The 20,435-nt window shown below is 61.3% G+C and carries 22 protein-coding genes and 2 pseudogenes; 14 read left to right on the top strand and 10 right to left on the bottom strand.

All coding sequences use genetic code 11. The features are described from left to right. Window positions 1-24 precede the first annotated feature (24 nt). The 3 genes from rnd (at window position 25) to JN403_RS23475 (ending at window position 2,512) form a co-directional block, all read left to right on the top strand. Window positions 25-1,158 (top strand): ribonuclease D, encoded by a 1,134-nt coding sequence (rnd, locus tag JN403_RS23485; RefSeq protein WP_205484537.1) that lies wholly within the window; start codon window positions 25-27, stop codon window positions 1,156-1,158. Then, on the top strand, window positions 1,155-1,448 hold the full coding sequence (locus JN403_RS23480; RefSeq protein ID WP_122537448.1) for a YcgL domain-containing protein: 294 nt from the start codon (window positions 1,155-1,157) through the stop codon (window positions 1,446-1,448). The genes rnd and JN403_RS23480 overlap by 4 nt, the downstream gene beginning before the upstream one ends. A gap of 131 nt (window positions 1,449-1,579) precedes the next feature. Continuing rightward, window positions 1,580-2,512, top strand: coding sequence for a D-2-hydroxyacid dehydrogenase (locus tag JN403_RS23475; RefSeq protein WP_205484535.1), 933 nt, complete (start codon window positions 1,580-1,582; stop codon window positions 2,510-2,512). A 124-nt stretch (window positions 2,513-2,636) separates the two neighbouring features. Here the strand turns inward: JN403_RS23475 and JN403_RS23470 are convergent. Beyond that, a pseudogene (locus JN403_RS23470) lies at window positions 2,637-3,229 on the bottom strand (nitroreductase family protein). Window positions 3,230-3,530: 301 nt separating this feature from the next. On the opposite strand from JN403_RS23470, the gene JN403_RS23465 reads away from it, so the two are divergent. Next, entirely contained in the window at window positions 3,531-3,980 is a 450-nt protein-coding gene (locus tag JN403_RS23465; RefSeq protein ID WP_205484534.1) for a YcgN family cysteine cluster protein, read from the top strand. A 62-nt stretch (window positions 3,981-4,042) separates the two neighbouring features. Here JN403_RS23465 and JN403_RS23460 read toward each other — a convergent pair whose 3' ends face one another. The 4 genes from JN403_RS23460 to JN403_RS23445 all read right to left on the bottom strand — a co-directional run bounded on the left by JN403_RS23460 (window position 4,043) and on the right by JN403_RS23445 (window position 6,338). Next, window positions 4,043-4,414 (bottom strand): DUF2892 domain-containing protein, encoded by a 372-nt coding sequence (locus JN403_RS23460; RefSeq protein WP_205484533.1) that lies wholly within the window; start codon window positions 4,412-4,414, stop codon window positions 4,043-4,045. 86 nt (window positions 4,415-4,500) lie between these two features. Then, a complete protein-coding gene (locus JN403_RS23455; RefSeq protein WP_205484532.1) occupies window positions 4,501-4,989 on the bottom strand; it encodes an RNA methyltransferase in 489 nt (162 codons plus the stop codon). A 220-nt stretch (window positions 4,990-5,209) separates the two neighbouring features. Then, window positions 5,210-5,581, bottom strand: a complete 372-nt coding sequence (locus JN403_RS23450; RefSeq protein WP_074890657.1) for a YajD family HNH nuclease — start codon at window positions 5,579-5,581, stop codon at window positions 5,210-5,212. A gap of 70 nt (window positions 5,582-5,651) precedes the next feature. Further along, window positions 5,652-6,338, bottom strand: a complete 687-nt coding sequence (locus tag JN403_RS23445; RefSeq protein WP_205484531.1) for an MnmC family methyltransferase — start codon at window positions 6,336-6,338, stop codon at window positions 5,652-5,654. 111 nt (window positions 6,339-6,449) lie between these two features. Between JN403_RS23445 and JN403_RS23440 the strand changes: the two genes are divergently transcribed. Then, window positions 6,450-6,737, top strand: coding sequence for a hypothetical protein (locus JN403_RS23440; protein WP_122537453.1), 288 nt, complete (start codon window positions 6,450-6,452; stop codon window positions 6,735-6,737). A 12-nt stretch (window positions 6,738-6,749) separates the two neighbouring features. On the opposite strand, the gene JN403_RS23435 is transcribed toward JN403_RS23440, so the two are convergent. Continuing rightward, a complete protein-coding gene (locus JN403_RS23435) occupies window positions 6,750-7,232 on the bottom strand; it encodes a cyclic nucleotide-binding domain-containing protein (protein ID WP_205484530.1) in 483 nt (160 codons plus the stop codon). Window positions 7,233-7,348: 116 nt separating this feature from the next. Continuing rightward, entirely contained in the window at window positions 7,349-9,406 is a 2,058-nt protein-coding gene (locus tag JN403_RS23430) for a S9 family peptidase (RefSeq protein ID WP_205484529.1), read from the bottom strand. Between the two features lie 151 nt (window positions 9,407-9,557). Here JN403_RS23430 and JN403_RS23425 point away from each other — a divergent pair. From JN403_RS23425 to JN403_RS23400, 6 genes and pseudogenes are all read left to right on the top strand, one after another. Next, a pseudogene (locus JN403_RS23425) lies at window positions 9,558-10,060 on the top strand (MFS transporter). A gap of 51 nt (window positions 10,061-10,111) precedes the next feature. Further along, entirely contained in the window at window positions 10,112-10,885 is a 774-nt protein-coding gene (locus JN403_RS23420) for a class II glutamine amidotransferase (protein WP_205484527.1), read from the top strand. A 13-nt stretch (window positions 10,886-10,898) separates the two neighbouring features. Then, entirely contained in the window at window positions 10,899-11,423 is a 525-nt protein-coding gene (locus JN403_RS23415; protein ID WP_205484524.1) for a DUF2937 family protein, read from the top strand. A 310-nt stretch (window positions 11,424-11,733) separates the two neighbouring features. Beyond that, window positions 11,734-12,498: a 5-oxoprolinase subunit PxpA gene (locus tag JN403_RS23410; protein ID WP_205484522.1), complete on the top strand. Its 765-nt coding sequence runs from the start codon at window positions 11,734-11,736 to the stop codon at window positions 12,496-12,498. Beyond that, window positions 12,495-13,199, top strand: coding sequence for an allophanate hydrolase subunit 1 (locus JN403_RS23405; RefSeq protein ID WP_205484520.1), 705 nt, complete (start codon window positions 12,495-12,497; stop codon window positions 13,197-13,199). The genes JN403_RS23410 and JN403_RS23405 overlap by 4 nt, the downstream gene beginning before the upstream one ends. Continuing rightward, window positions 13,196-14,122 carry a biotin-dependent carboxyltransferase family protein gene (locus tag JN403_RS23400; RefSeq protein WP_205484519.1) on the top strand — a complete coding sequence of 309 codons (927 nt, stop codon included), beginning with the start codon at window positions 13,196-13,198 and terminating at the stop codon, window positions 14,120-14,122. The genes JN403_RS23405 and JN403_RS23400 overlap by 4 nt, the downstream gene beginning before the upstream one ends. Before the next feature lie 857 nt (window positions 14,123-14,979). Here the strand turns inward: JN403_RS23400 and JN403_RS23395 are convergent. Beyond that, a complete protein-coding gene (locus tag JN403_RS23395) occupies window positions 14,980-16,158 on the bottom strand; it encodes a VWA domain-containing protein (RefSeq protein WP_122537461.1) in 1,179 nt (392 codons plus the stop codon). Window positions 16,159-16,203: 45 nt separating this feature from the next. After that, the gene (locus JN403_RS23390) at window positions 16,204-17,049 is read right to left on the bottom strand and encodes a MoxR family ATPase (RefSeq protein WP_122537462.1); all 846 of its coding nucleotides are present in this window, start codon (window positions 17,047-17,049) and stop codon (window positions 16,204-16,206) included. A gap of 207 nt (window positions 17,050-17,256) precedes the next feature. On the opposite strand from JN403_RS23390, the gene JN403_RS23385 reads away from it, so the two are divergent. Both JN403_RS23385 and JN403_RS23380 read left to right on the top strand, forming a co-directional pair. Further along, complete coding sequence (locus JN403_RS23385) at window positions 17,257-17,487, top strand: DUF4160 domain-containing protein (RefSeq protein ID WP_205484518.1); 231 nt, start codon at window positions 17,257-17,259, stop codon at window positions 17,485-17,487. After that, window positions 17,484-18,032, top strand: a complete 549-nt coding sequence (locus tag JN403_RS23380; protein ID WP_205484517.1) for a DUF2442 domain-containing protein — start codon at window positions 17,484-17,486, stop codon at window positions 18,030-18,032. The genes JN403_RS23385 and JN403_RS23380 overlap by 4 nt, the downstream gene beginning before the upstream one ends. A 102-nt stretch (window positions 18,033-18,134) precedes the next feature. Here JN403_RS23380 and JN403_RS23375 read toward each other — a convergent pair whose 3' ends face one another. After that, entirely contained in the window at window positions 18,135-19,208 is a 1,074-nt protein-coding gene (locus tag JN403_RS23375; protein WP_205484516.1) for a DUF748 domain-containing protein, read from the bottom strand. A gap of 126 nt (window positions 19,209-19,334) precedes the next feature. Between JN403_RS23375 and cysK the strand changes: the two genes are divergently transcribed. Next, a complete protein-coding gene (gene cysK, locus JN403_RS23370) occupies window positions 19,335-20,309 on the top strand; it encodes a cysteine synthase A (protein ID WP_172611117.1) in 975 nt (324 codons plus the stop codon). Window positions 20,310-20,435 lie beyond the last annotated feature (126 nt).

The raw sequence follows: 20,435 nt of genomic DNA, 5'->3' as shown, positions 1-20,435 counted from the left end.
CGCCATTCTTCGAGGGAGAGCCGTGTGGCCATCGATATTCACTGGATTCGCGACGACCATAGCCTCGCCGAACATTGCGCACAGTGGCAGACACTGCCCTACGTTGCGCTCGACACCGAATTCATGCGGGTCGACACCTTCTATCCCATCGCCGCGCTGTTGCAGATCGGCGATGGTTCAAGCGCTTACCTGATCGACCCGTTGCTGATAAGCGACTGGAAACCTCTGGCCGCGCTGCTGGAAAACCCTGACGTCATCAAAGTCGTTCACGCCTGCAGCGAGGACCTTGAGGTGCTGTTGCGCCTGACCGGCAGTCTGCCGGCGCCGCTGTTCGACACGCAACTGGCTGCGGCCTACCTGAACCTCGGGTTCTCGATGGGTTATTCGCGTCTGGTTCAGGAAGTGCTGAACATCGATCTGCCGAAGGGCGAGACGCGTTCCGACTGGCTGCAGCGGCCGCTTTCGGAAACCCAGATCAGCTACGCCGCCGAAGACGCCGTTCACCTGGCCGAGGTGTACAACCTGCTGCGTCCGCGTCTGTCCGATGAAAAGTACGCATGGGTGCTGGAGGACGGTGCCGAACTGGTCGCCAACCTGCGCCGCGAAACCGATCCCTATGACGCTTACCGCGACGCCAAGCTGGCGTGGAAGCTGTCCCGGGCGCAACTCGCCGTGCTGCGTGAGCTCTGCGCCTGGCGCGAGCAACAGGCGCGCCTGCGTAATCAGCCACGCAATCGCATTCTGCGCGAACATTCGCTCTGGCCGCTGGCCAAATCCCAGCCGGACAACCTCGCCGCGCTGGCGAAGATCGATGATATGCACCCCAAGACCGTGCGGCAGGACGGCGAATTTCTGCTCGACCTGATCAAGAAAGCCGGCAGCGTGTCGCCGGATCTGTGGCCGCCCGCACTGCCGGAACCGCTGCCGATCGAGGCCTCCAATGTGCTCAAGAGCCTGCGCGCCATTGGCCAGCAGCAAGCCGAGCGCCTCGACATGGCGCCGGAATTGATGCTGCGCAAAAAGACCCTCGAAGCCCTGCTCAAGACCGGTTACCCAGACGGTCCCTATAAACTGCCCGATTCGCTGCGTGGCTGGCGCCGCGAATTGATGGGTCAGATGCTGCTCGACAGCCTGGCCAACGCCGGAGAACAGCCTTGAAACGTATTTGCTCCATCTACCGCAGCCCGCGCAGGAACGAAATGTACCTGTATGTCCTCAAGAGCGACGCCCTGGAGCGTGTGCCCGAGGAGTTGCTGACCGCGTTCGGCAAGCCGCAGCACGCCTTCAACCTGGTCCTGTCGCCGGAGCGCGCCCTGGCCCGTGAAGACATTCACGCGGTGCTCGCCAATCTGGACAAGCAGGGTTACCACCTGCAGATGCCACCGGCCGAAGACGACTACATCGAGCACTTGCCTGAAGAGCTGCTGCGCCGCAACGATCCGATGTGATCGATTTCTGACCCTGCAATCCATCGCAGGGGTACACCGGACCGTTGCATGCGTCAAATCTGACCGGCTGAACCGAGCACGGTCTGGAACGCTGCGCGGTCGCATGCCCCGTTTATTCGAGTTTTGAATCCATGCGCGTTCTGATCGCCGAACACGATTACCCCGTTTACACCGAACTGCTCCGCCAGACGGCCCCCGAGATCGAAGTGATGAGCAGCGGTAATTCCGCCGAACTGTCGAAAATGGCCGCCGAAGCACCGATCTGGCTCGGCCAGCCTGACCTGCTGGCCAATCTGCTGCGCCAGGGACACAAACCGAAATGGCTACAATCGACATGGGCCGGCATCACGCCGCTGCTGGCTGACGGGCTGTACCGCGATTATCAACTGACCCGCGCCGTTGGCATCTTCGGTCAGGTGATGGCCGAGTTCGTGTTGACTTACATGCTGGTGCACGAGCGTGAAGTGCTGGCGCGGCTGGTCAGTCAGGTCGAGCGCAAGTGGGACAATCGCATGGGCCGCAGTCTGTCCGGGCGCAAGGCGTTGATCGTCGGGACGGGCGACATTGGCCGGCACGTCGCGCAGTTCCTCGTGCCGTTTGGCGTCGAGTTGTATGGCATCGCGTCGAGCGCGCGGACCGAAGCGCCGTTCGTTGAAGTGGCTGCGCTGGAGGACCTGCCGCGTCTGGTGGCCGAGGTTGATTTCGTCATCAACCTGCTGCCCAACACGCCGCAGACCCAGGATCTCTACAACGCCAAACTGTTTGCCTGCTTCAAGCCTTCGGCGTTGTTCATCAACGTCGGTCGGGGCACGGCGGTGGTGGATGCGGATCTCGTAGAGGCGCTGAAAGAAGGGCATCTGGCCGGGGCGGTTATCGACGTCTGCCGTCAGGAACCGCTGCCCCAGCGTCACCCGTTCTGGACGGCGTGGGGCTTGTTGCTCACCGGTCACAGCTCGGCGCCGACGTCGCCGCCGGCGATGACCCAGCTGTTCGTGGACAACCTCAAGGCCTATGCGGCCGGCGAGGCGTTGCGCGGCGAAGTGGACTTCGCCAAGGGGTATTGAAGCCTGTCCTTGTGGGACCGGCTTCAGCCGGGAAGAGGCCAGTATGTACGCCATCCATTTTGTGGAGTGGCCCCCGACGTCTTCCCGGCTAAACCCGGTTCCACTAAAACCGAGCGTCCAGCCCTTACAAACTGAAATCCCCCTCGGCCGCCAATTCAGCCAGCGGCCGACGCGGGCTCGGCGTTTCCCGAGCCTGAAGGTATTCGGCCAGCGTCGATTTATCCCCCAGCTTGCCGATCGCCACGGCCGCGTGCACCGCGTAATCCTCTGGAATCTTGAGCTCCTGGCGAGTCAGTTCCTGATCGAAACCCGCCATGCCATGGGTGTGCCAACCGCCGAGACTTGCTTGCAGCGCCAGGTATCCCCACGCCGAACCGGTATCGAAGGTGTGCCACAGCGCCGGCGTTTCTTCCGTCGCGCCGGGGGCGGTGAAGGTGGTTTTGGAAATAATGATCACCAGCGCCGAGGCATGCTGTGCCCAGCCCCGATTGAATTCATTCAGCAGGCCGAGGAAACGCTCCCAGTTGGGCGTGTCACGGCGGGCGTAGAGAAAGCGCCAGGGCTGTGAGTTGTAAGCCGAAGGTGCCCAGCGCGCGGCTTCAAAAAGCTCAGCAGGGTTTCCTGCGGGATGCTCTCGCCGCTGAACGCGCGCGGCGACCAGCGCTCGATGAATTGCGGGTCGATGGCGTATTCGGCAACACGTGGATTGGCGCTCATGGATTCGATCCTAAAAGAGAGATAAACCGCTCGCCTGCAGCAGGTGGCGGGATCATTCAGATGGGCCGTTGACGGCAGGCATCGTCGCAAAGGGGGTGGGTCAGCGCGGGCAATGGCAGACCTGCCCGCGAGGGCCTAAAGCTACTGCGCCGCTTCGCTGCTGACAAGCTTGCGCATTTCGCAGTTATAGCCGCTTCCATCTGCCGCGCCCGTCGACCGACAGTCGCCCGTGCTTGGCCCAACGGACCTGTACCTCTAGACTGGCGGCCTTTCATTGCCCACAGCTGTTTGCGCGAGAACCATGGCCGCCATCGTAGAACCCTTCTGGATACGCAAAACCCTCGATCAGCTCGATGCCGTCGAGTGGGAGTCGCTGTGCGACGGTTGCGGTTTGTGCTGCCTGCAAAAGCTTGAGGACGAGGACGACGGCAGCGTTTATTACACGCGCATCGCCTGCAAGCTGCTGGACCTGAAGACCTGCGCCTGCACTGACTACCCGAATCGCCGCGCCCAGGTCCCGGACTGCATTCAGCTGACGCCCGGAAAGGCTGACGAATTCAAATGGCTGCCGCCCACCTGCGGCTATCGGCTGGTCAGCGAGGGCAAGGACCTGCCGCTCTGGCACCACTTGGTGTGCGGGGACCGGGATCAGGTGCATAAACAGCATATTTCCCAGTCCGGACGCATGCTCAGCGAAGGCAGCGTGCCCGAGGACGACTGGGAGGATTACCTGATTTTTCGAGCAGGCTAATGCAAAAAGCTCGTGAGGCTGTGGGTTCAGCCGTCACGAGCTTGCTTGCGATGCAGCGTCGATCAGACGCCTTTCGGACCTTTCAGTGCGTCGACGCCGGTGTCGACAGCGTCTTCTACAGCGACTTCAGCTTTGGTTTTCAGCTTGCTCAGCTCAGCGCCTGCTTCTTCGATGCGCGAACGGGCCACGTCCATTTCGCTGCGGCTTTTGTCGATCAGCGACTTGGCAGAGCAGTGGCCGGTGATGCCACGGGCCAGAACGGCGCCGCCGATTGCCAGCTGCACCAGACCAAAAATCCCGCCGCGGCGCAGGCCTTTGCCCATCATCAGTACACCACCTGCCAGCGAGCCAATGCGCTCCCAGCCCTGTACGTTCTGCTCCGGGTAATCGTGCAAAGGTCGTTCGATGCGTTCAATGATCGGGGTGTCGCTCATGATGCGTTCTCCGTGAAAGGTTGGGGTCCTTAAAGCTGACTGTCAGCAGCGCAAACTGTTCAATGCGTTTTGTCAGCGCGCGGACGTCAGGTGCGATCGGTTTCCCGTCCGAACTGCGGGCCAGAGCGGGTATTGATGCCTTTGGCCATGCGGTCGTAAAGCACGACGTTGACGGTCGCGGCGAGGTTCATGCAGCCCGTCGTGGGGATGTACACCACGTCTTCGCACCAATCGCGGATCTCTTTATCCAGCGAACCGTCTTCCGGCCCGAAGATATAGATCGCCCGGTCCGGGTGAGTGTAGTCGGGCAGCGCACGTGCGCCCTCGACCAACTCCACGGCCACCGGCACGCAGCCCAGCGGGATGATCTTGCGCAGGTCATCAATGCCGATCAGCGGAATGTCCTGGTGGATCTTCTTGGTGTCGGTAACGAAATCACGCGCACGCTCGTAGCGCTTGCCGGTGTAGAACACCGACGCCACGCCATAGCAGCCCGCTGCGCGCATCACCGAACCGACGTTTTCCGGGGATTTGGGATTGAACAAGCCGATGCAGGCATAGCGTTTGTTGGCCACGGGGGAGGGTGCTCATCAGAGAAAGCGCGGGAGTATAGGGGAAAGAGGCAGCTTTAAGCTTTAAGCGGCAAGCCACAAGCCACAAGCCACAAGCCACAAGCCACAAGCTGCAAGCCTCAAGCCTCAAGCTTTAAGCTGCAAGAGGCGGTGAACGGTGGCCCGACAAACGCCGCTGTGCTTTTACTTGCAGCTTGCCGCTTAAAACTTGCAGCTCAACGCCTCAATCCTTCTTCATCAACCCCGCCAGCGCGGCGAACGGGTTGTGGGTCGCCTTGGCGGTTTTCGGGCTGCTGGTCGAGCTTTCCGAGAAGTATTGCTGATCGGTGTAACGCGAGTGTTCGTTGTCGTGGCAGTACAGGCACAGCAGTTCCCAGTTGGAGCCGTCCTGGGGATTGTTGTCGTGGTTGTGGTCGCGGTGGTGCACGGTCAGCTCACTGAGGCGTTTTCCGGCAAATTCCCGGGCGCAGCGGCCGCACACGTGCGGGTACATGCGCAGGGCTTTGTCGCGGTAACCCATCTCGCGGTCACGCTGGTTGTCGGCGAGGATGCGGTCCAGCTTGGAAGTGTTGGTTGGCGTGTTGGCCGAACTCATGGCGTCACCTGTTTCGTGTTCTGTTGGCGATGGAGAGCAATGCAGGCAAGTCTAGCGCTTTGCCCGTCGATCAGCCCTTGAGTTTTTCAGCGATCCAGATGGTGTGCCGTGTGCCTTTGTTGCCGTGGGCGTAGACCTTGACCTCTTCAGCCTTGAAACCGGCCTTGCGCAGCTTGTCGCTGAAAGCCGCGTCGGCGCTGGCGGACCATACGGCCAGCACGCCTTTGGGGCGCAGCGCGCTGGGACAGGCCGCGAGACCACCGGCCGAATATAGCCAGCTGTTGGATTTTTGTGTCAGGCCTTCGGGGCCGTTGTCGACGTCCAGCATGATCGCGTCAAAGCCTTGAGGCTCGGCCTTCAGTACCTGGGCGACGTCCTGCACCACCACCTTGGCGCGTGGGTCCTGCAACGGATTGCCCGATTTCTCACCCAGCGCGCCGCGGTTCCACTCGACAACACCGGGCACTAGCTCGGCGACGACGACTTCCCCGTTCTTGCCCAGGTGCTTGAGTGCTGACGCCAGGGTAAAGCCCATGCCCAGCCCGCCGATCAGCACCCGAGGGTTGAGGCGCGCCGCGACCTTCTTGCAGGGGATTTCCGCCAGGGCGTCTTCGGAACCATGCATGCGCGTGTTCATCAACTGGCCGCCGTCGCCACCCTGGATCTTGATGACAAAATCCTCGCCGTACTCGAACAGGCACAAGGCGCCGCCGTTATCGGGGATCGGAGTGGTGTCGAGCAGAACAAAACGTTTCATGGATAACTCGTCAAAAGGGTTGGGCCGCATACAGCGCAATTTGTCAGAGCGCGATGGGTTGCGCAGGAGTAGCCTGAGCGATAAGCGAAAGATTGGCAGGGGAGGCCAACGATGAAGTGCTCCATTCTACTGACGATTGTCATCACTGTGCTCGGCGTGTCGCAAGCGTCTGCCGAGAGCCTGCAACCTGTTCTGAATACGCCCGAGCCCATCGCGGCGTCGGCCGGTTCGCCCGGCACCGCAACGCCCACACCCTATCCGCAAGTGGCACCGCCGGGCATTCCCCATGCAGGCGGACAGGGCAACCCGCCGCTGCTGCCGAAGATCCCCCAGCCAGGCCCTCCGAAGGAAGATGAGCCATTGCCGGGCTTGCAGCCTTCGGCCAAGCCGACTCCCTGAAGGCCGTTCTGCTTAATCCTGCTGCGCCACGACCTGGCCGTCCATCATGCGCAGTCGCTTGGACATCGCCACCGCGATCGCGCGGATGATTTTCGCTGCCACTTTCGGCGCGTCGTTGAGCATCTTGTCCAGCGAGTCCTTGCCCAGGTTCAGCAAATAGCACGATGAAGCAGCGATGCACGTGGCCGAGCGACGTTCGCCATCCAGCACCGCCATTTCGCCGAACGCTCTGCCGCTGCGCAGGATGGCGGTCTCCACCGGGTGGCCGTCGCCGTTAAGCTTCTGCACCGACACCGTGCCCGAATGCAGGATGCACATGAACGTGCCCGCGTCGCCTTCGTTGAAGATCGCGTCGCCCTTTTCAATGCTGCTGATGCTGAAGTACCCCGCAGCGGCGGCAAATTCAGCCGGCGTCAGGGCGAGGAACAAACCGCAGTCCATCAGCTTGTCGCGGATTTCCTTATTGAGTGACGAAGAGTTGAGCAATGTAGACATGGCGAGTTCTTGTTGAGTGTTCTAGAGGGTTGCGTTAAGCACGGGCTGCCGTGAAAGCAGCCCGGACTTTACAGGGTCCGGGCTTGTCATGTGACACACCGCCCGCGCAGATGTCGTCAGGCCATTTTCAGCACTTTCAGAATAAACCCGTATTCGAGGGCTACGTCACGCAATCCCTGATAACGCCCGCTCATGCCGCCGTGGCCTGCGCCCAGTTCGGTCTTGAGCAACAGCAGGTTATCGTCGGTTTTGCGATCACGCAGTTTCGCCACCCACTTGGCCGCTTCCCAATACTGCACGCGGCTGTCGTTATAGCCCGCGATCACCAGCATGGCCGGATAATGCTGCGCCGTGACGTTTTCATATGGCGCGTAGGCCTTGATGCGCGCGTGGACGTCCGGCTCTTGCGGGTTGCCCCATTCGTCATATTCAGTGACGGTCAGCGGCAGATCGGGGTCGAGCATGGTGTTCAGTACATCGACGAACGGTACTTCAGCGATGGCCGCCTTGAACAGCTGCGGACGCTGGTTCACCACCGCGCCAATCAACAGGCCGCCGGCGCTGCCACCGCTGATCACCAGTTGTTCGGCCGTGGTGATGTTTTCCGCGATCAAGTGTTCGGCGCAGGCGATGAAGTCGCTGAAGGTGTTCTGCTTGTGCTCCTGCTTGCCGTTGCGGTACCAGGCTTCGCCCAGCTCCCCGCCGCCGCGCACATGGGCGATGGCAAACCCGATGCCGCGATCAAGCAGGCTCAGCCGTGCATGGGAAAACCACGGGTCCAGGCTTTCGCCGTACGCGCCATAGCCGTACAGATACAGCGGAACGGTCTGACCGGCCAACTCGCGTTTGACCACCAGGCTGATCGGCACTTGCGTACCGTCGGCAGCTGTCGCCCACAACCGCTGGCTGACGTAGGCATCGGCGTCGAACACACCCAGTACGGGCGTTTCCTTGAGTACGACCTGTTCCCCGGAGGCCAGCGACAATTGCCACACCTGCGGCGGGCGATTCAGCGATTGATAGCGCAGGCGAATCTTGTCGCTCTCGAATTCAAGGGTGTCCTGCACATACAGGTTGTAGGCCGCATCCGGCAGTTGCACGCGATACGCCGGGAGACCTTGGGGATGCACTTCGACGATCGGCAGGCCGCCTTCGCGCAGGCTCAAGGTCAGGCCTTTGGCGTTGAGGCTGAAGCCGTCGAGCATGACGGTCTCGCTGTGGGCAATCAGGTTCTGCCAATCGCTCCGTTCCGGGATGCCATCGGGTTTTTCAGGCGCGTGGTACAACGCAAAGTTGATGCCGTCCTGATTGCTGCGAATGACCCAGCTCCACTTGCCCTCGATCAGCCCGTGGTCCACCGAATACTCATGGCCCTCGCTGCGCGGCGCCATGCACACGAACGTCTGTTCTGGTGTGCTGGCGTCCAGCACCCAGGCCTCGCTGGTGGTTTTGCTGTCCAGCCCCACGATCAACTGCCCCTCCGAGCTGCTGCGATAGCAGTGGAGAAAGAAGCGCCCGTCGGGCTCGCTGAACACCAGTTCGGCGGAGGCTTCGCCCAGCTTATGGCGATACAGCTTGTGCGGACGGTGAGTGTCGTCCAGTTCGCCGAAGAACAGCGTCTGGCTGTCGTTCGCCCAGGTCATGCTGCCGTCGCAGTCTTCGAACGGCAGGCTGCTGACCACGCCGCTGTCCAGCTCCTTGACGTAGAGCTGATAAACCTCTTCGCCGCTGGTGTCGAGGCTGTAGGCCAGGCGTTGATGGTCGGGGCTGATGCTGAACGCGCCGAGGGAGAAGAAGCCTCCGCCGGCCAGTTCGTTCGGGTCGAGCAGCAACTCTTCAGCGCTTTCGTCGATGGTTTGGGAGTCATCGCCCGGCCGCGGGCAGCGATAGTGACGGGCGTATTCGTCCCCTTCGGTGGTGCGGGTGTAATAAAGATACGGGCCCCAGGGGGAGGGCAGTGACAGGTCGGTTTCGAGGATGCGGCCCTTGATCTCCTGAAACAGGGTTTCGCGCAACGGCTGCAGGTCTGCGAGCTGCTGTTCCTGCCAGGCATTTTCGGCCTTGAGGTAATCGAGCACTTCATCAGTGTCGCGGTTTTGCAGCCAGACGTACGGATCGGCGCCGTCAGCCTTGCGGGCGACGGGGGCGCTGGAAGTATGTGGGGCGGAAGGCATGCTGGGCTCTCTCACGTGGGCTCATTTAAAAGGGATCGGTCGCGTTGCCCGGTGCCGGACATACCGCAGATCGATAACTGAAGCCGGGGAAGCCGGGCTGGTGAAAAGCCGTTATCATAAGCGCCTCTTTACCTGCCTTACCACGGACGTCATGACCGACAACGACTATCTGATTGCCTGGGGCCTTTACGCGTTCGCCGCGTTGGGCTGTCTGTTGGTGTGGTTCAAGCTGACCGGCTGGATGTGGCGCTACCTGCGCGAACCCTTGCGCGTGATCGGAGCCGTGCTGTTGTTCTGCCCGACGATCGTTGATCCCGCCAAAGACCAATACGCCCCGGCGCTGGCGATCAGCGTGCTGGACCTGGCGCTCAAGGTCGGCAACAACGTCTGGCGCGCCGTGCTCGACCTCGCCACCTATGGCGCCATCGCCCTGGGGCTCTACGTCATCTTCGCTTTGATCCGCTTGCCGTTCCTGCGCAAGAAAAAGCCCGTCTGGCCCACGCCGAAGCCGCCGCTGCACAAGCTGCCGCCGAGCAGAAGGAACACGACGAGCCTTATGCAGACCCAGCCGCAGGGCGCTTCGCCAGCCAGTCTCCCGCTTCCACGCCGGCGCCTGCACCCAGCGGCCGCTATCGCGTCGAACCCAAACTGTGATGGTGACCGGCATTCTCCCAGACGCGTGCTTCACCGCACCGAGACCTGAGCATGTGTGAACTCCTGGGCATGAGTGCCAACGTACCGACAGACATCGTGTTCAGCTTCACCGGGCTGATGCAGCGCGGTGGTCGCACCGGTCCGCACCGCGACGGCTGGGGCATCGGTTTCTACGAAGGCCGGGGTCTGCGCCTGTTTCAGGATCCTGCCGCGAGCAGCGAGTCGGAAGTCGCGCAACTGGTGCAGCGTTACCCGATCAAGAGCGAAGTGGTCATTGGCCACATTCGTCAGGCCAACGTCGGCAAGGTCTGCCTGTCCAACACCCATCCCTTCGTCCGCGAACTGTGGGGGCGCAACTGGTGTTTCGCCCACAACGGTCAGCTCGCGGATTTCCATCCCGGCGCGACTTTCTATCGGCCGGTGGGCGATACCGACAGCGAAGCGGCGTTCTGCGACCTGCTCAACCGGGTGCGCGAAGCATTTCCCGAGCCGGTCGAGATCGAGCAGTTGCTGCCGACACTGGTCGAGGCCTGCAGCGAATACCGCAGCAAAGGCGTGTTCAATGCACTGCTCAGTGATGGCGACTGGCTGTTTTGCTACTGTTCGACCAAGCTGGTGCACATCACCCGCCGCGCCCCGTTCGGGCCGGCGCGCCTCAAAGACGTCGACGTCATCGTCGATTTCCAGGCGGAGACCACGCCCAACGATGTGGTGACGGTGATCGCCACCGAGCCACTGACCGAAAACGAGACCTGGAACCGCTACGAGCCAGGTCACTGGAGTCTTTGGCGCCGCGGCGAATGCGTCGTCGAAGGTTCGGCCTGAAAGAGAGGGATCTATGCTGCGCAGCTATATACGACTGGTGTTGTTCACGGCAGGCCTGTTGATAGGCGTGCAGATTCCGGGGTTTATCAGCGACTACACCAAGCGCGTCGAAGCGCACATGCTGGAAGCTCAGCAGAGCCTGCGCGGCTACAACGAGACTGCCCTGCGGTTCTTCAATGGCGACGTGCAAGCGCTGATCCAGCATTACCGCACCAGCGATGACCCGGTGTTCCGCACCGACGCCGACAACATCAATAATCTGCTCACCCGCAATCAGACCCTCGACCGTGAATGGCTCGCGTTGCAACGCCCGTGGTACGCCCGCGCCTGGCATGTGCTGACTGACGCTGACACTGCGATCCGCACCGAGACCTGGAATGGCTACACCTGGCAGGTGTTGTTGTCGCCGGAAGTCATCGGCTGGGGCCTGCTGTGCGCGCTGCTGTTTTCGCTGGTCATCGAAAGCATTGTGGTGTTCATCGACTGGGTATTCGTCGGTCGGCACCACGTGCGGCCGGTGGGCCGGGACTGGCGCTGAGGCGGATTGTCCGGCTTGCCTTTCGTTGATGGCGATGCTGCCGACGCCTTCCCGGCTAAAGCCGGTCCTACAATGGTGCGTACTTTGTAGGACCGGCTTCAGCCGGGATGAGGCCATCCCGGTCAGCAAGGATCCCCCGCACCGTTCACTTTTTCTTATCCTCCCCCGCGCTTTTATTCGTTGGACGCTTCGGCCATTCGCGCCGAAGAATGCTCCCATCCGCACAGCCCTGTGTGCCGCGCTGCCAACCTGATGAACCCGCGCGTACACTCGAGCTTCTCCCCGTTTCGTTCGCACAGGAGTCACGCCCTTGAGCCGCCTGTTATTGAATTGTGATATCGGCGAAAGCTACGGCGCCTGGACCATGGGTCTGGACGCCGAGGTCATGCCCTACATCGATTGCGCCAACATCGCCTGCGGCTTCCACGCCGGGGACCCGAGCGTCATGCGCAAGACCGTCGCGCTGGCTCTGGCCAACAACGTCACCATTGGCGCGCACCCGGCGTATCAGGACCTGGTGGGCTTCGGGCGTCGCTCGATGGCTTGTTCCCCGCAAGAGATTCAAGACCTGCTGCATTACCAGATCGGCGCGCTCGACGGCGTTTGCCGAGCCCAGGGCAGCCATGTCAGCTACGTCAAGCCCCACGGCGCGATGTACAACGACATGATGGCCAACCCGACCCAATTGCGCGCCGTCATCGAAGCCATCGCCCGTTACAACCCTGAACTGCCGCTGATGCTGCTGGCCATGCGCGACAACTCGGCAGCGCAGGCCATTGCCGATGAGTTCGGCGTCACGCTGTGGTTCGAAGCCTTCGCTGATCGCGCCTACGACAGCGTGGGGCGGCTGGTCTCGCGCAACCTGCCCGGCGCGGTGCATCACGATGCAGAGGTCATCATCGCCCAGGCCATGACCTTGTCTCGAGGCGAAGCCTTGATTGCCAGCGATGGCAGCGAGCTGCGACTGCAACCACACACCTTGTGCGTGCATGGCGACAACGCCAGCTCCATCGACGCGGTCCAGCGCATTCGTCAGGCGTTGAACGCCGCTGACGCCGGACCGTCTGCCCTGTGAACCTGCGCATCGAAGTCGTCGCCATCGACTGCCTGATGGTCCGTCTATTCGACGCCATCGACGAGGCCAATATGCCGTGGATGCTGGCCGCGACGTCGCGTCTGCGAGAGGGTTTCGCTGCGCATTTGATTGATCTGGTGCCGTCCTACACCACGCTGATGGTGCATTACGATCTGTTGGCGCTAAGTCCGACACAGGCCAGGGCAATCATTACCGATGCGCTGACCGACCTCGCACCCGACGCCGCCCAAAGCGGTCGGCAGCATGTGTTGCCGGTCTGGTACGACCTCAGCGTTGGCCCCGAGTTAAGCCTGTTGTCCAGGCGCAGCGGGTTGTCGGTGGACGAGGTGATTCGCCGCCACAGCCAGCGCGAGTATCAGGTTTTCGCCCTGGGCTTCGCACCGGGGTTTGCGTTCATGGGGCTGGTGGAAGAAGTCCTCGCCGCGCCACGTATCAAGACACCCCGCAAGCGCGTCGCGGCGGGAAGTGTCGGCATCGCCGAACGGCAAACGGCGGCCTACCCGCTGGAGTCGCCCGGCGGTTGGAATATCCTCGGGCGCACCCCGGCCAAGCTCTTTGATCGCGAAATCGACGGCTACAGCCTGATGCAGCCCGGCGATACCGTGCGCTTTGCCGCGGTTGATCACGCAGAATTCATTCGTCTGGGCGGCGACGACACGCCGCTGGAAGGCCTGGCATGAGCGCGTTGACGGTCAAAAGCAGTACGCCGCTGTGCCTGTTGCAGGACGTTGGACGGTTCGGCGTAAGGCACCTCGGCGTTACCCAGGGTGGGGCGCTGGATTGGGTGTCGATGTCGTGGGCCAACAAGCTGCTGAATAACGCTCTGAACGCCGCCGTTATCGAAGTGACGCTGGGCGGTCTGACGCTGCTGGCCGAATCCGACTGCTGCCTGGCGCTGGCCGGTGCGGATCTGGGCGCCGTGCTCGACGATCGTCCGATTGCGCCGTGGCGCAGCTTCTTCGTGCGCAAAGGCCAGCAGCTACGCTTTACCCGGCCCATCACTGGTGCCCGCGCGTATCTTGCTGCGCCCGGCGGATTCGCGGCGGTCGATGTGCTTGGAAGTTGTGCCACCGTCGCACGAGAAGGGCTGGGTGGGCTCGAAGGAAGCGGCAAAGCTTTGGTTGAAGGCGATCAACTGACTTATTCAGGGGCGTCGTTTGAGCTTCACGCGCTGCCCGATCATCTTATTCCCGACGTTTCCGATCAGCGTCCGCTGGACGTGGTGCTGGGTGCACAGATCGGCCAGTTCAGCGGCTTGAGCTTATTCGATGCGTTCAACAGCGACTGGACCCTCGACAGCCGCGCCGACCGCATGGGCATGCGCCTGCTCGGGCCGGAGCTGGCTTACCGGGGCAAGCCGATGATCTCGGAAGGCATCCCGCTCGGCGCGATTCAGGTCCCGCCGGATGGCCAGCCGATCATCCTGCTCAACGACCGCCAGACCATCGGCGGCTACCCAAGACTCGGCGCACTGACGCCGATGTCACTGGCCCGGCTGGCGCAAAAGCTGCCGGGGAGTGTGGTGCGGATGAAAGCCGTCGTGCAGGACGTTGCACATCGGGAGCAGGTGCGGTTTTTGAAGCTTGTCAGCGGTCTTCTTTAGGAGGTTTCAGTTGTCCAGGCGCCGCGCCACCATGCGGCAATCACCGTCCGTGTGGGAGTGACCGGGGTGGCGCTCCACCTTGCTCACGAAAGCGGCATTTCAGTCGCTAAAGATTCAGTGAATGTACTGACCTCTTCGCGAGCAAGCTCGCTCCCACGATGGAGCTGCGTTTGCCGGAATATCGGCGTCATGCACTGAACCTGTGGGAGTCAGCTTGCTGGCGAATGCGCTGGGTCAGGCGAAGTTGATGGCTCAGGCGGTCCCCATTCGCAAGCAAGCTCGCTCCCACGATGGAGCTGCGTTTGCCGGAATATCGGCGTCATGCACTGAACCTGTGGGAGTCAGCTTGCTGGCGAATGCGCTGGGTCAGGCGAAGTTGATGGCTCAGGCGGTCCCCATTCGCAAGCAAGCTCGCTCCCACGATGGAGCTGCGTTTGCCGGAATATCGGCGTCATGCACTGAACCTGTGGGAGTCAGCTTGCTGGCGAATGCACTGGGTCAGGCAAAGTTGATGGCTCAGGCGGTCCCCACTCGCGAGCAAGCTCGCTCCCACGATGGAGCTGCGTTTGCCGGAATATCGGCGTCATGCACTGAACCTGTGGGAGTCAGCTTGCTGGCGAATGCGCTGGGTCAGGCGAAGTTGATGGCTCAGGCGGTCCCCATTCGCGAGCAAGCTCGCTCCCACGATGGAGCTGCGTTTGCCGGAATATCGGCGTCATGCACTGAACCTGTGGGAGTCAGCTTGCTGGCGAATGCACTGGGTCAGGCGAAGTTGATGGCTCAGGCGGTCCCCACTCGCAAGCAAGCTCGTACACAGGGAAAATTAGCGAAGTCGTTATGACCTTGGTACTAAAACCTCACTTCGCCAAATACCGCATCCCTTCCTCCAGCCCGCGCAATGTCAGCGGGTACATCTGATCTTCGATCAAGTCGCGCACGATGTTGGTGGAGGTGGTGTAGGCCCAGGCGTCTTTGGGGTACGGGTTGATCCAGATGATTTTCTTGAACTTGGCCATGAACCGCTGCATCCAGACGTAGCCCGCTTCTTCGTTCCAGTGCTCGACGCTGCCGCCCGGTTGGGTGATTTCGTACGGCGCCATGGCAGCGTCGCCGATGAAGATCACTTTGTAGTCAGCGCCGTATTTGTGCAGCAGGTCCTGAGTGGCGGTGCGCTCGGAGGTGCGGCGCTGGTTGTTCTTCCACACCGATTCGTAGACGAAGTTATGGAAGTAGAAATACTCCATGTGCTTGAACTCGGTCTTGCAGGCTGAAAACAGTTCTTCGCAGATCTTCACGTGCGCGTCCATCGAGCCGCCGATGTCGAACAACAGCAACAGTTTGATGGTGTTGCGGCGTTCCGGGCGCATCTGGATGTTCAGCAGGCCGGCGTCGCGGGCGGTGTGGTCGATCGTGCCATCAATGTCCAGCTCGTCCGCCGCACCCTGGCGCGCGAACTTGCGCAGGCGCCGCAGGGCCACTTTGATGTTGCGCGTGCCCAGTTCAACCCCGTCGTCGAGGTTCTTGTACTCGCGTTGATCCCAAACCTTCGCTGCCTTGCCCTGACGCTGGCCGGCGTCGCCTACTCGAATCCCTTCGGGGTTATAACCGCCTGAGCCGAACGGGCTGGTGCCGCCGGTGCCGATCCATTTGTTGCCGCCGGCGTGGCGCTCCTTTTGCTCTTCCAGACGCTTCTTGAATTCTTCGATCAGCTTGTCCAGGCCACCCAGGGACTGGATCTGCGCGCGCTCTTCAGCGGTCAGCGAGCGCTCGAACTCCTTGCGCAGCCAGTCTTCGGGGATCAGTGCCTGCAGGTGATCGTCGAGCTTTTCCAGGCCATTGAAGTAAGCGCCGAACGCCCGGTCGAACTTGTCGAAATGGCGCTCGTCCTTCACCAGAATCGTGCGCGACAGGTAATAGAACTCGTCCATGTCAGCGAACGTCACGCGCTGCTTCAGCGCGTTGATGAGGTCGAGCAGTTCACGCAACGAAACCGGCACTTTGGCCGCACGCATTTCGTTGAACAGGTTGAGCAACATAGTCGGCGTCCCGCGCTTGATCTAATTAAGCTTGACCAAAAAGGCTCAGCGATTGCCGCGACGGCTCATGAACGCCAAGCGCTCAAGCAGGTGCACGTCCTGCTCGTTCTTGACCAGCGCACCGGCCAGCGGCGGGATGGCTTTGGTGGGGTCGCGCTCGCGCAGTACCGCTTCGCCGATGTTGTCGGCCATCAGCAATTTGAGCCAGTCCACCAGCTCGGAGGTCGATGGTTTTTTCTTCAGGCCCGGGACTTTGCGCACGTCGAAGAACACGTCCAGCGCCTCGCTGACCAGGTCCTTTTTGATGTCCGGGTAATGCACGTCGACGATCTTCTGCAGGGTGCTGCGATCGGGAAACGCGATGTAGTGAAAGAAGCAGCGGCGCAGAAAAGCGTCCGGCAGCTCTTTTTCGTTGTTGGACGTAATGATGATGATCGGGCGCTTTTTGGCCTTGATCGTTTCGTCGATCTCGTAAACGTAGAACTCCATTTTGTCGAGTTCTTGCAGCAAGTCGTTGGGGAACTCGATGTCTGCCTTGTCGATTTCGTCGATCAACAGAATCACCCGCTCTTCGGATTCAAAGGCTTCCCAGAGCTTGCCCTTCTTCAGGTAGTTGCGCACGTCGTGGACTTTGTCGACGCCCAGCTGCGAGTCGCGCAGACGGCTGACCGCGTCGTACTCATAGAGGCCCTGATGGGCCTTGGTGGTCGATTTGATGTGCCAGGTGATCAGCCGCGCGCCGAAGGACTCGGCCAGTTGCTCGGCGAGCATGGTCTTGCCGGTTCCGGGCTCGCCCTTGACCAGCAGCGGGCGCTCCAGGGTGATGGCGGCATTGACCGCAAGCTTCAGATCGTCGGTGGCGACGTAGGCGTGGGTGCCTTCGAATTTCATGGGGAAAATCCTCGAACAGCGCGAACAGGCCTGTGGCCTGAACCGCGCAAGATAGGGCGCAAAGAATGCAGCGACTATACCGCGCACCCCGCGCGACTGTGAACGCAGACGCTTTATTCAGTATCTGAATGGAGCGTCACGGTCTGACCGGGGAGAAAATTGTAACCACCGTTGAGGTATCGCCAAAATAGCGATACCTTCCTGCGCATGTCGACCAAATACAGATTCAGGGACAAATACAGGATTCAACTGCGGGAAAAGGATCACCTGCCGCCCCACGTGCACCTCACCGGTGGCGGGCTGGATGTGTTGATCTGTCTGCAGTTGGTTGAACCCATGCTCGGCCACGCCCCGGCCGCCGTCCTCAGGGAGGCGCTCGAATGGGTAAGGACCCACCAAACAGAATTGCTGGAGGAATGGAAACGATGGCATCCATGAAACGTCCACGCCTCAAAACCGTAGAGGCGTTGGCTCATCAACAATTGGCGCTGACATTTATCAACGACGTGAAATACGTCCTCGACCTGAGCGGCGACATCGCTGCATTTCCGGGGCTGCAACCGCTGAAGGATCCGAACGTGTTCAAGCAGGCTCAGATCGGCGACGACGGCTGGACCGTCGAGTGGGCGGGGCCCGACATCCAGATCGGCGCCGACACCCTTTACCTGGACGCCAAGGCGCAGGTCGCTACCGACGAAAACACGCGGATTTTCATCGGCTGGCGCGCGCGCACCGGATTGCCGCTGGCCTTGGCGGCCGAGGCACTGGGGGTCAGCACGCGCAGCATCACCCGCTACACCAACGGCAGCGAGGCCGCACCGCGCACCTTGGCGCTGGCGTGTCTGGGATGGGATGCGTTGCAGAATCAGCCCGAGAACGGCGTGATGGTGGCCGAGAAGCGTGCACCGTACGGAGCTGACAAAGGGAGCAGCGTTGAGAAGAAAGGCGGCGGCGGCGAGGGGGCACGCGAAGAGGGCGAGTGAACTGACTCGCGAGAGAAGCGTGTCAGCGATGAAAGTCATCGCTGACTAAGCGCTTCGCGAGCAAGCTCACTCCTACAGGATGCGCCAATCGAACCGCTGTGTTTACTTCGCCTCGCTCTTGCCACTGTCATAGCGCGTGTTGAACGCCTTCACGAAGGCATTGCGCAGGATCTGCAAAAACGCCTCGAACGCATTGATGTCCTGTTTGTGAACACTGCCGCTAAGTTCGACGCGGGTTGCGAACTGGTTCTTGCCTTGATTCTTGAGGACCGTTTCGCCGCCGCCGACCACGGCTTCCCAGATCGAGCGGAAGAAGCCTTTGTCCTGATTCTCGACGTCCTGTTGCCAGTCGAATACATCGACATTACGCAGCAGAGGCTTTATGTAGCCGCTGAGCTGGCCATTGGTGGCCTGCGCTTCGACGACCACATCGCCGTCGCCCGCGTTGAAGTCGAATTTGCCGTACGCCGAGGCGAAGTCGTTCAGGCGTTTGAGCTGGATACCGGTCGCCCTCAGCTTGAAGTCAAAGTCCTCCAGGCTGAACGGGTCGAAGGTTGCGGTGCTTTCCAGTGGCGCGTGGCCCAGCAGCATGGCCTTGCCCTCGAAACGGGCATCACGCTTGCCGGCCTTGTCTTCGACGTTGGTCAGGTTATAGATGCTGGCGTTGATATTATCGGCATCGATTTTCACTTTCGGCGTCGAGTTGAAATTGCTGAAGGTGATCTTGCCGTCCTGAATGCGCAGCTCGTTGAGGGTGATCGGCAGCAGCTTGTCCAGCTGAGCGCGCCAGTCAGTGCCGGCACCGGTCTGGGACTGGCGCTTGTCCGGGCCACCGTCGACGAAGTTGAGTTCGGGGCTGACGAACGCGACCTCGGCGACCACGGCATGGTCGTACCAGAGCGAATGCCAGCTGACCGCGAGGTCGATGACCGGTGCATCCAGCAGCGGCACCGGGACCTTGCCGTCGACCTTGACGATTTTCAGACCGTTGATCCGGTACGCCCCGCGCCACAGGGCCAGGTCCACGTCGGTAACCTGGCCGCGGTAGTCGCCCATGTCTGCCAGCTTGTCATTGAGATAATTGCGCACCACGTACGGCAGCGCGATATGCACCGCGATGAGCAGCACCACCAGGCCAACAATTGTCCATAACGGCCAGCTGTAACGACGTTTCATGTTTCCACCCTCCAGTCACGTAGTTTTGTTGACTGCTGGCGATGTGATCGGTTCGCTTCGACTGGACGTTGCACCGGCTCAAGGCATAGGCTTTGAGCTTTTCCAAACCTGCACAAGGACCCGGTCATGAGCCGTATTTACGCAGATAACGCCCATTCCATCGGCAACACGCCACTGGTGCAGATCAATCGAATCGCGCCGCGCGGGGTCACCATCCTGGCCAAGATCGAGGGGCGTAATCCCGGGTATTCCGTCAAGTGCCGGATCGGCGCGAACATGATCTGGGACGCCGAAAGCAGCGGCAGACTCAAGCCCGGCATGACCATCGTCGAACCCACGTCAGGCAATACCGGCATCGGCCTGGCATTTGTCGCCGCAGCCCGTGGTTACAAACTGACCCTGACCATGCCGGCCTCCATGAGTATAGAGCGGCGCAAGGTGCTCAAGGCCCTGGGTGCCGAACTGGTCCTGACCGAGCCTGCGCTGGGTATGAAAGGCTCCATCGCCAAAGCCGAGGAGCTGCTTGCCAGTGATCCCGACACGTACTTCATGCCGGCGCAGTTCGAGAACCCGGCCAACCCGGCCATTCACGAGAAGACCACTGGGCCGGAAATCTGGAACGACACCGACGGCGCCATCGACGTGCTGGTCGCGGGCGTCGGCACCGGCGGCACGATCACCGGCGTCTCGCGCTACATCAAGCACGCCATGGGCAAGCCGATCATTTCGGTGGCGGTAGAACCCATGGGCTCGCCGATCATCACCCAGGCGATGGCCGGTGAAGAGATCAAACCCAGCCCCCACAAGATTCAGGGCATTGGCGCGGGCTTCATCCCGAAAAACCTCGATCTCTCGATTGTCGACCGCGTCGAACTGGTCAGTGATGAAGAGGCCAAGGCCATGGCCCTGCGTCTGATGCAGGAGGAGGGGATTCTCTGCGGTATTTCTTGCGGCGCGGCCATGCACGCCGCGGTGCGACTGGCCGAGAAGCCGGAAATGCAGGGCAAGACCATTGTGGTAGTGCTGCCGGATTCGGGTGAACGCTACCTGTCGAGCATGCTCTTCAGCGACCTGTTTACTGAACGCGAGCTGACCCAATAGTCGTGTCCGCGGCCGCTTCGGCTTTTTACCCGGCGGACTAAAGCTTATGATGGCCGCCATTCGAAACCCGCCGGAAGATTGTCCCAGGTCATCCGGCAGCGGTTTCAGCAGCGTAAGCTTCGGGCC

The sequence above is a fragment of the Pseudomonas sp. 15A4 genome (assembly GCF_016925575.1).
Classification (GTDB): domain Bacteria; phylum Pseudomonadota; class Gammaproteobacteria; order Pseudomonadales; family Pseudomonadaceae; genus Aquipseudomonas.
This window is presented reverse-complemented; position numbering and strand designations above follow the sequence as displayed.

Bases quoted from the DNA above. Each gene is read 5' to 3' on its own strand.
- JN403_RS23440 (WP_122537453.1), top strand. From the start codon at position 6,450: ATGAAGTGCTCCATTCTACTGACGATTGTCATCACTGTGCTCGGCGTG.
- JN403_RS23450 (WP_074890657.1), bottom strand. From the start codon at position 5,581: ATGAGTTCGGCCAACACGCCAACCAACACTTCCAAGCTGGACCGCATC.
- JN403_RS23475 (WP_205484535.1), top strand. From the start codon at position 1,580: ATGCGCGTTCTGATCGCCGAACACGATTACCCCGTTTACACCGAACTG.
- JN403_RS23375 (WP_205484516.1), bottom strand. From the start codon at position 19,208: ATGAAACGTCGTTACAGCTGGCCGTTATGGACAATTGTTGGCCTGGTG.
- JN403_RS23435 (WP_205484530.1), bottom strand. From the start codon at position 7,232: ATGTCTACATTGCTCAACTCTTCGTCACTCAATAAGGAAATCCGCGAC.
- JN403_RS23465 (WP_205484534.1), top strand. From the start codon at position 3,531: ATGGCCGCCATCGTAGAACCCTTCTGGATACGCAAAACCCTCGATCAG.
- JN403_RS23460 (WP_205484533.1), bottom strand. From the start codon at position 4,414: ATGAGCGACACCCCGATCATTGAACGCATCGAACGACCTTTGCACGAT.
- JN403_RS23420 (WP_205484527.1), top strand. From the start codon at position 10,112: ATGTGTGAACTCCTGGGCATGAGTGCCAACGTACCGACAGACATCGTG.
- JN403_RS23380 (WP_205484517.1), top strand. From the start codon at position 17,484: ATGAAACGTCCACGCCTCAAAACCGTAGAGGCGTTGGCTCATCAACAA.
- JN403_RS23415 (WP_205484524.1), top strand. From the start codon at position 10,899: ATGCTGCGCAGCTATATACGACTGGTGTTGTTCACGGCAGGCCTGTTG.
- JN403_RS23390 (WP_122537462.1), bottom strand. From the start codon at position 17,049: ATGAAATTCGAAGGCACCCACGCCTACGTCGCCACCGACGATCTGAAG.
- JN403_RS23430 (WP_205484529.1), bottom strand. From the start codon at position 9,406: ATGCCTTCCGCCCCACATACTTCCAGCGCCCCCGTCGCCCGCAAGGCT.
- JN403_RS23400 (WP_205484519.1), top strand. From the start codon at position 13,196: ATGAGCGCGTTGACGGTCAAAAGCAGTACGCCGCTGTGCCTGTTGCAG.
- cysK (WP_172611117.1), top strand. From the start codon at position 19,335: ATGAGCCGTATTTACGCAGATAACGCCCATTCCATCGGCAACACGCCA.
- JN403_RS23445 (WP_205484531.1), bottom strand. From the start codon at position 6,338: ATGAAACGTTTTGTTCTGCTCGACACCACTCCGATCCCCGATAACGGC.
- JN403_RS23385 (WP_205484518.1), top strand. From the start codon at position 17,257: ATGTCGACCAAATACAGATTCAGGGACAAATACAGGATTCAACTGCGG.
- JN403_RS23395 (WP_122537461.1), bottom strand. From the start codon at position 16,158: ATGTTGCTCAACCTGTTCAACGAAATGCGTGCGGCCAAAGTGCCGGTT.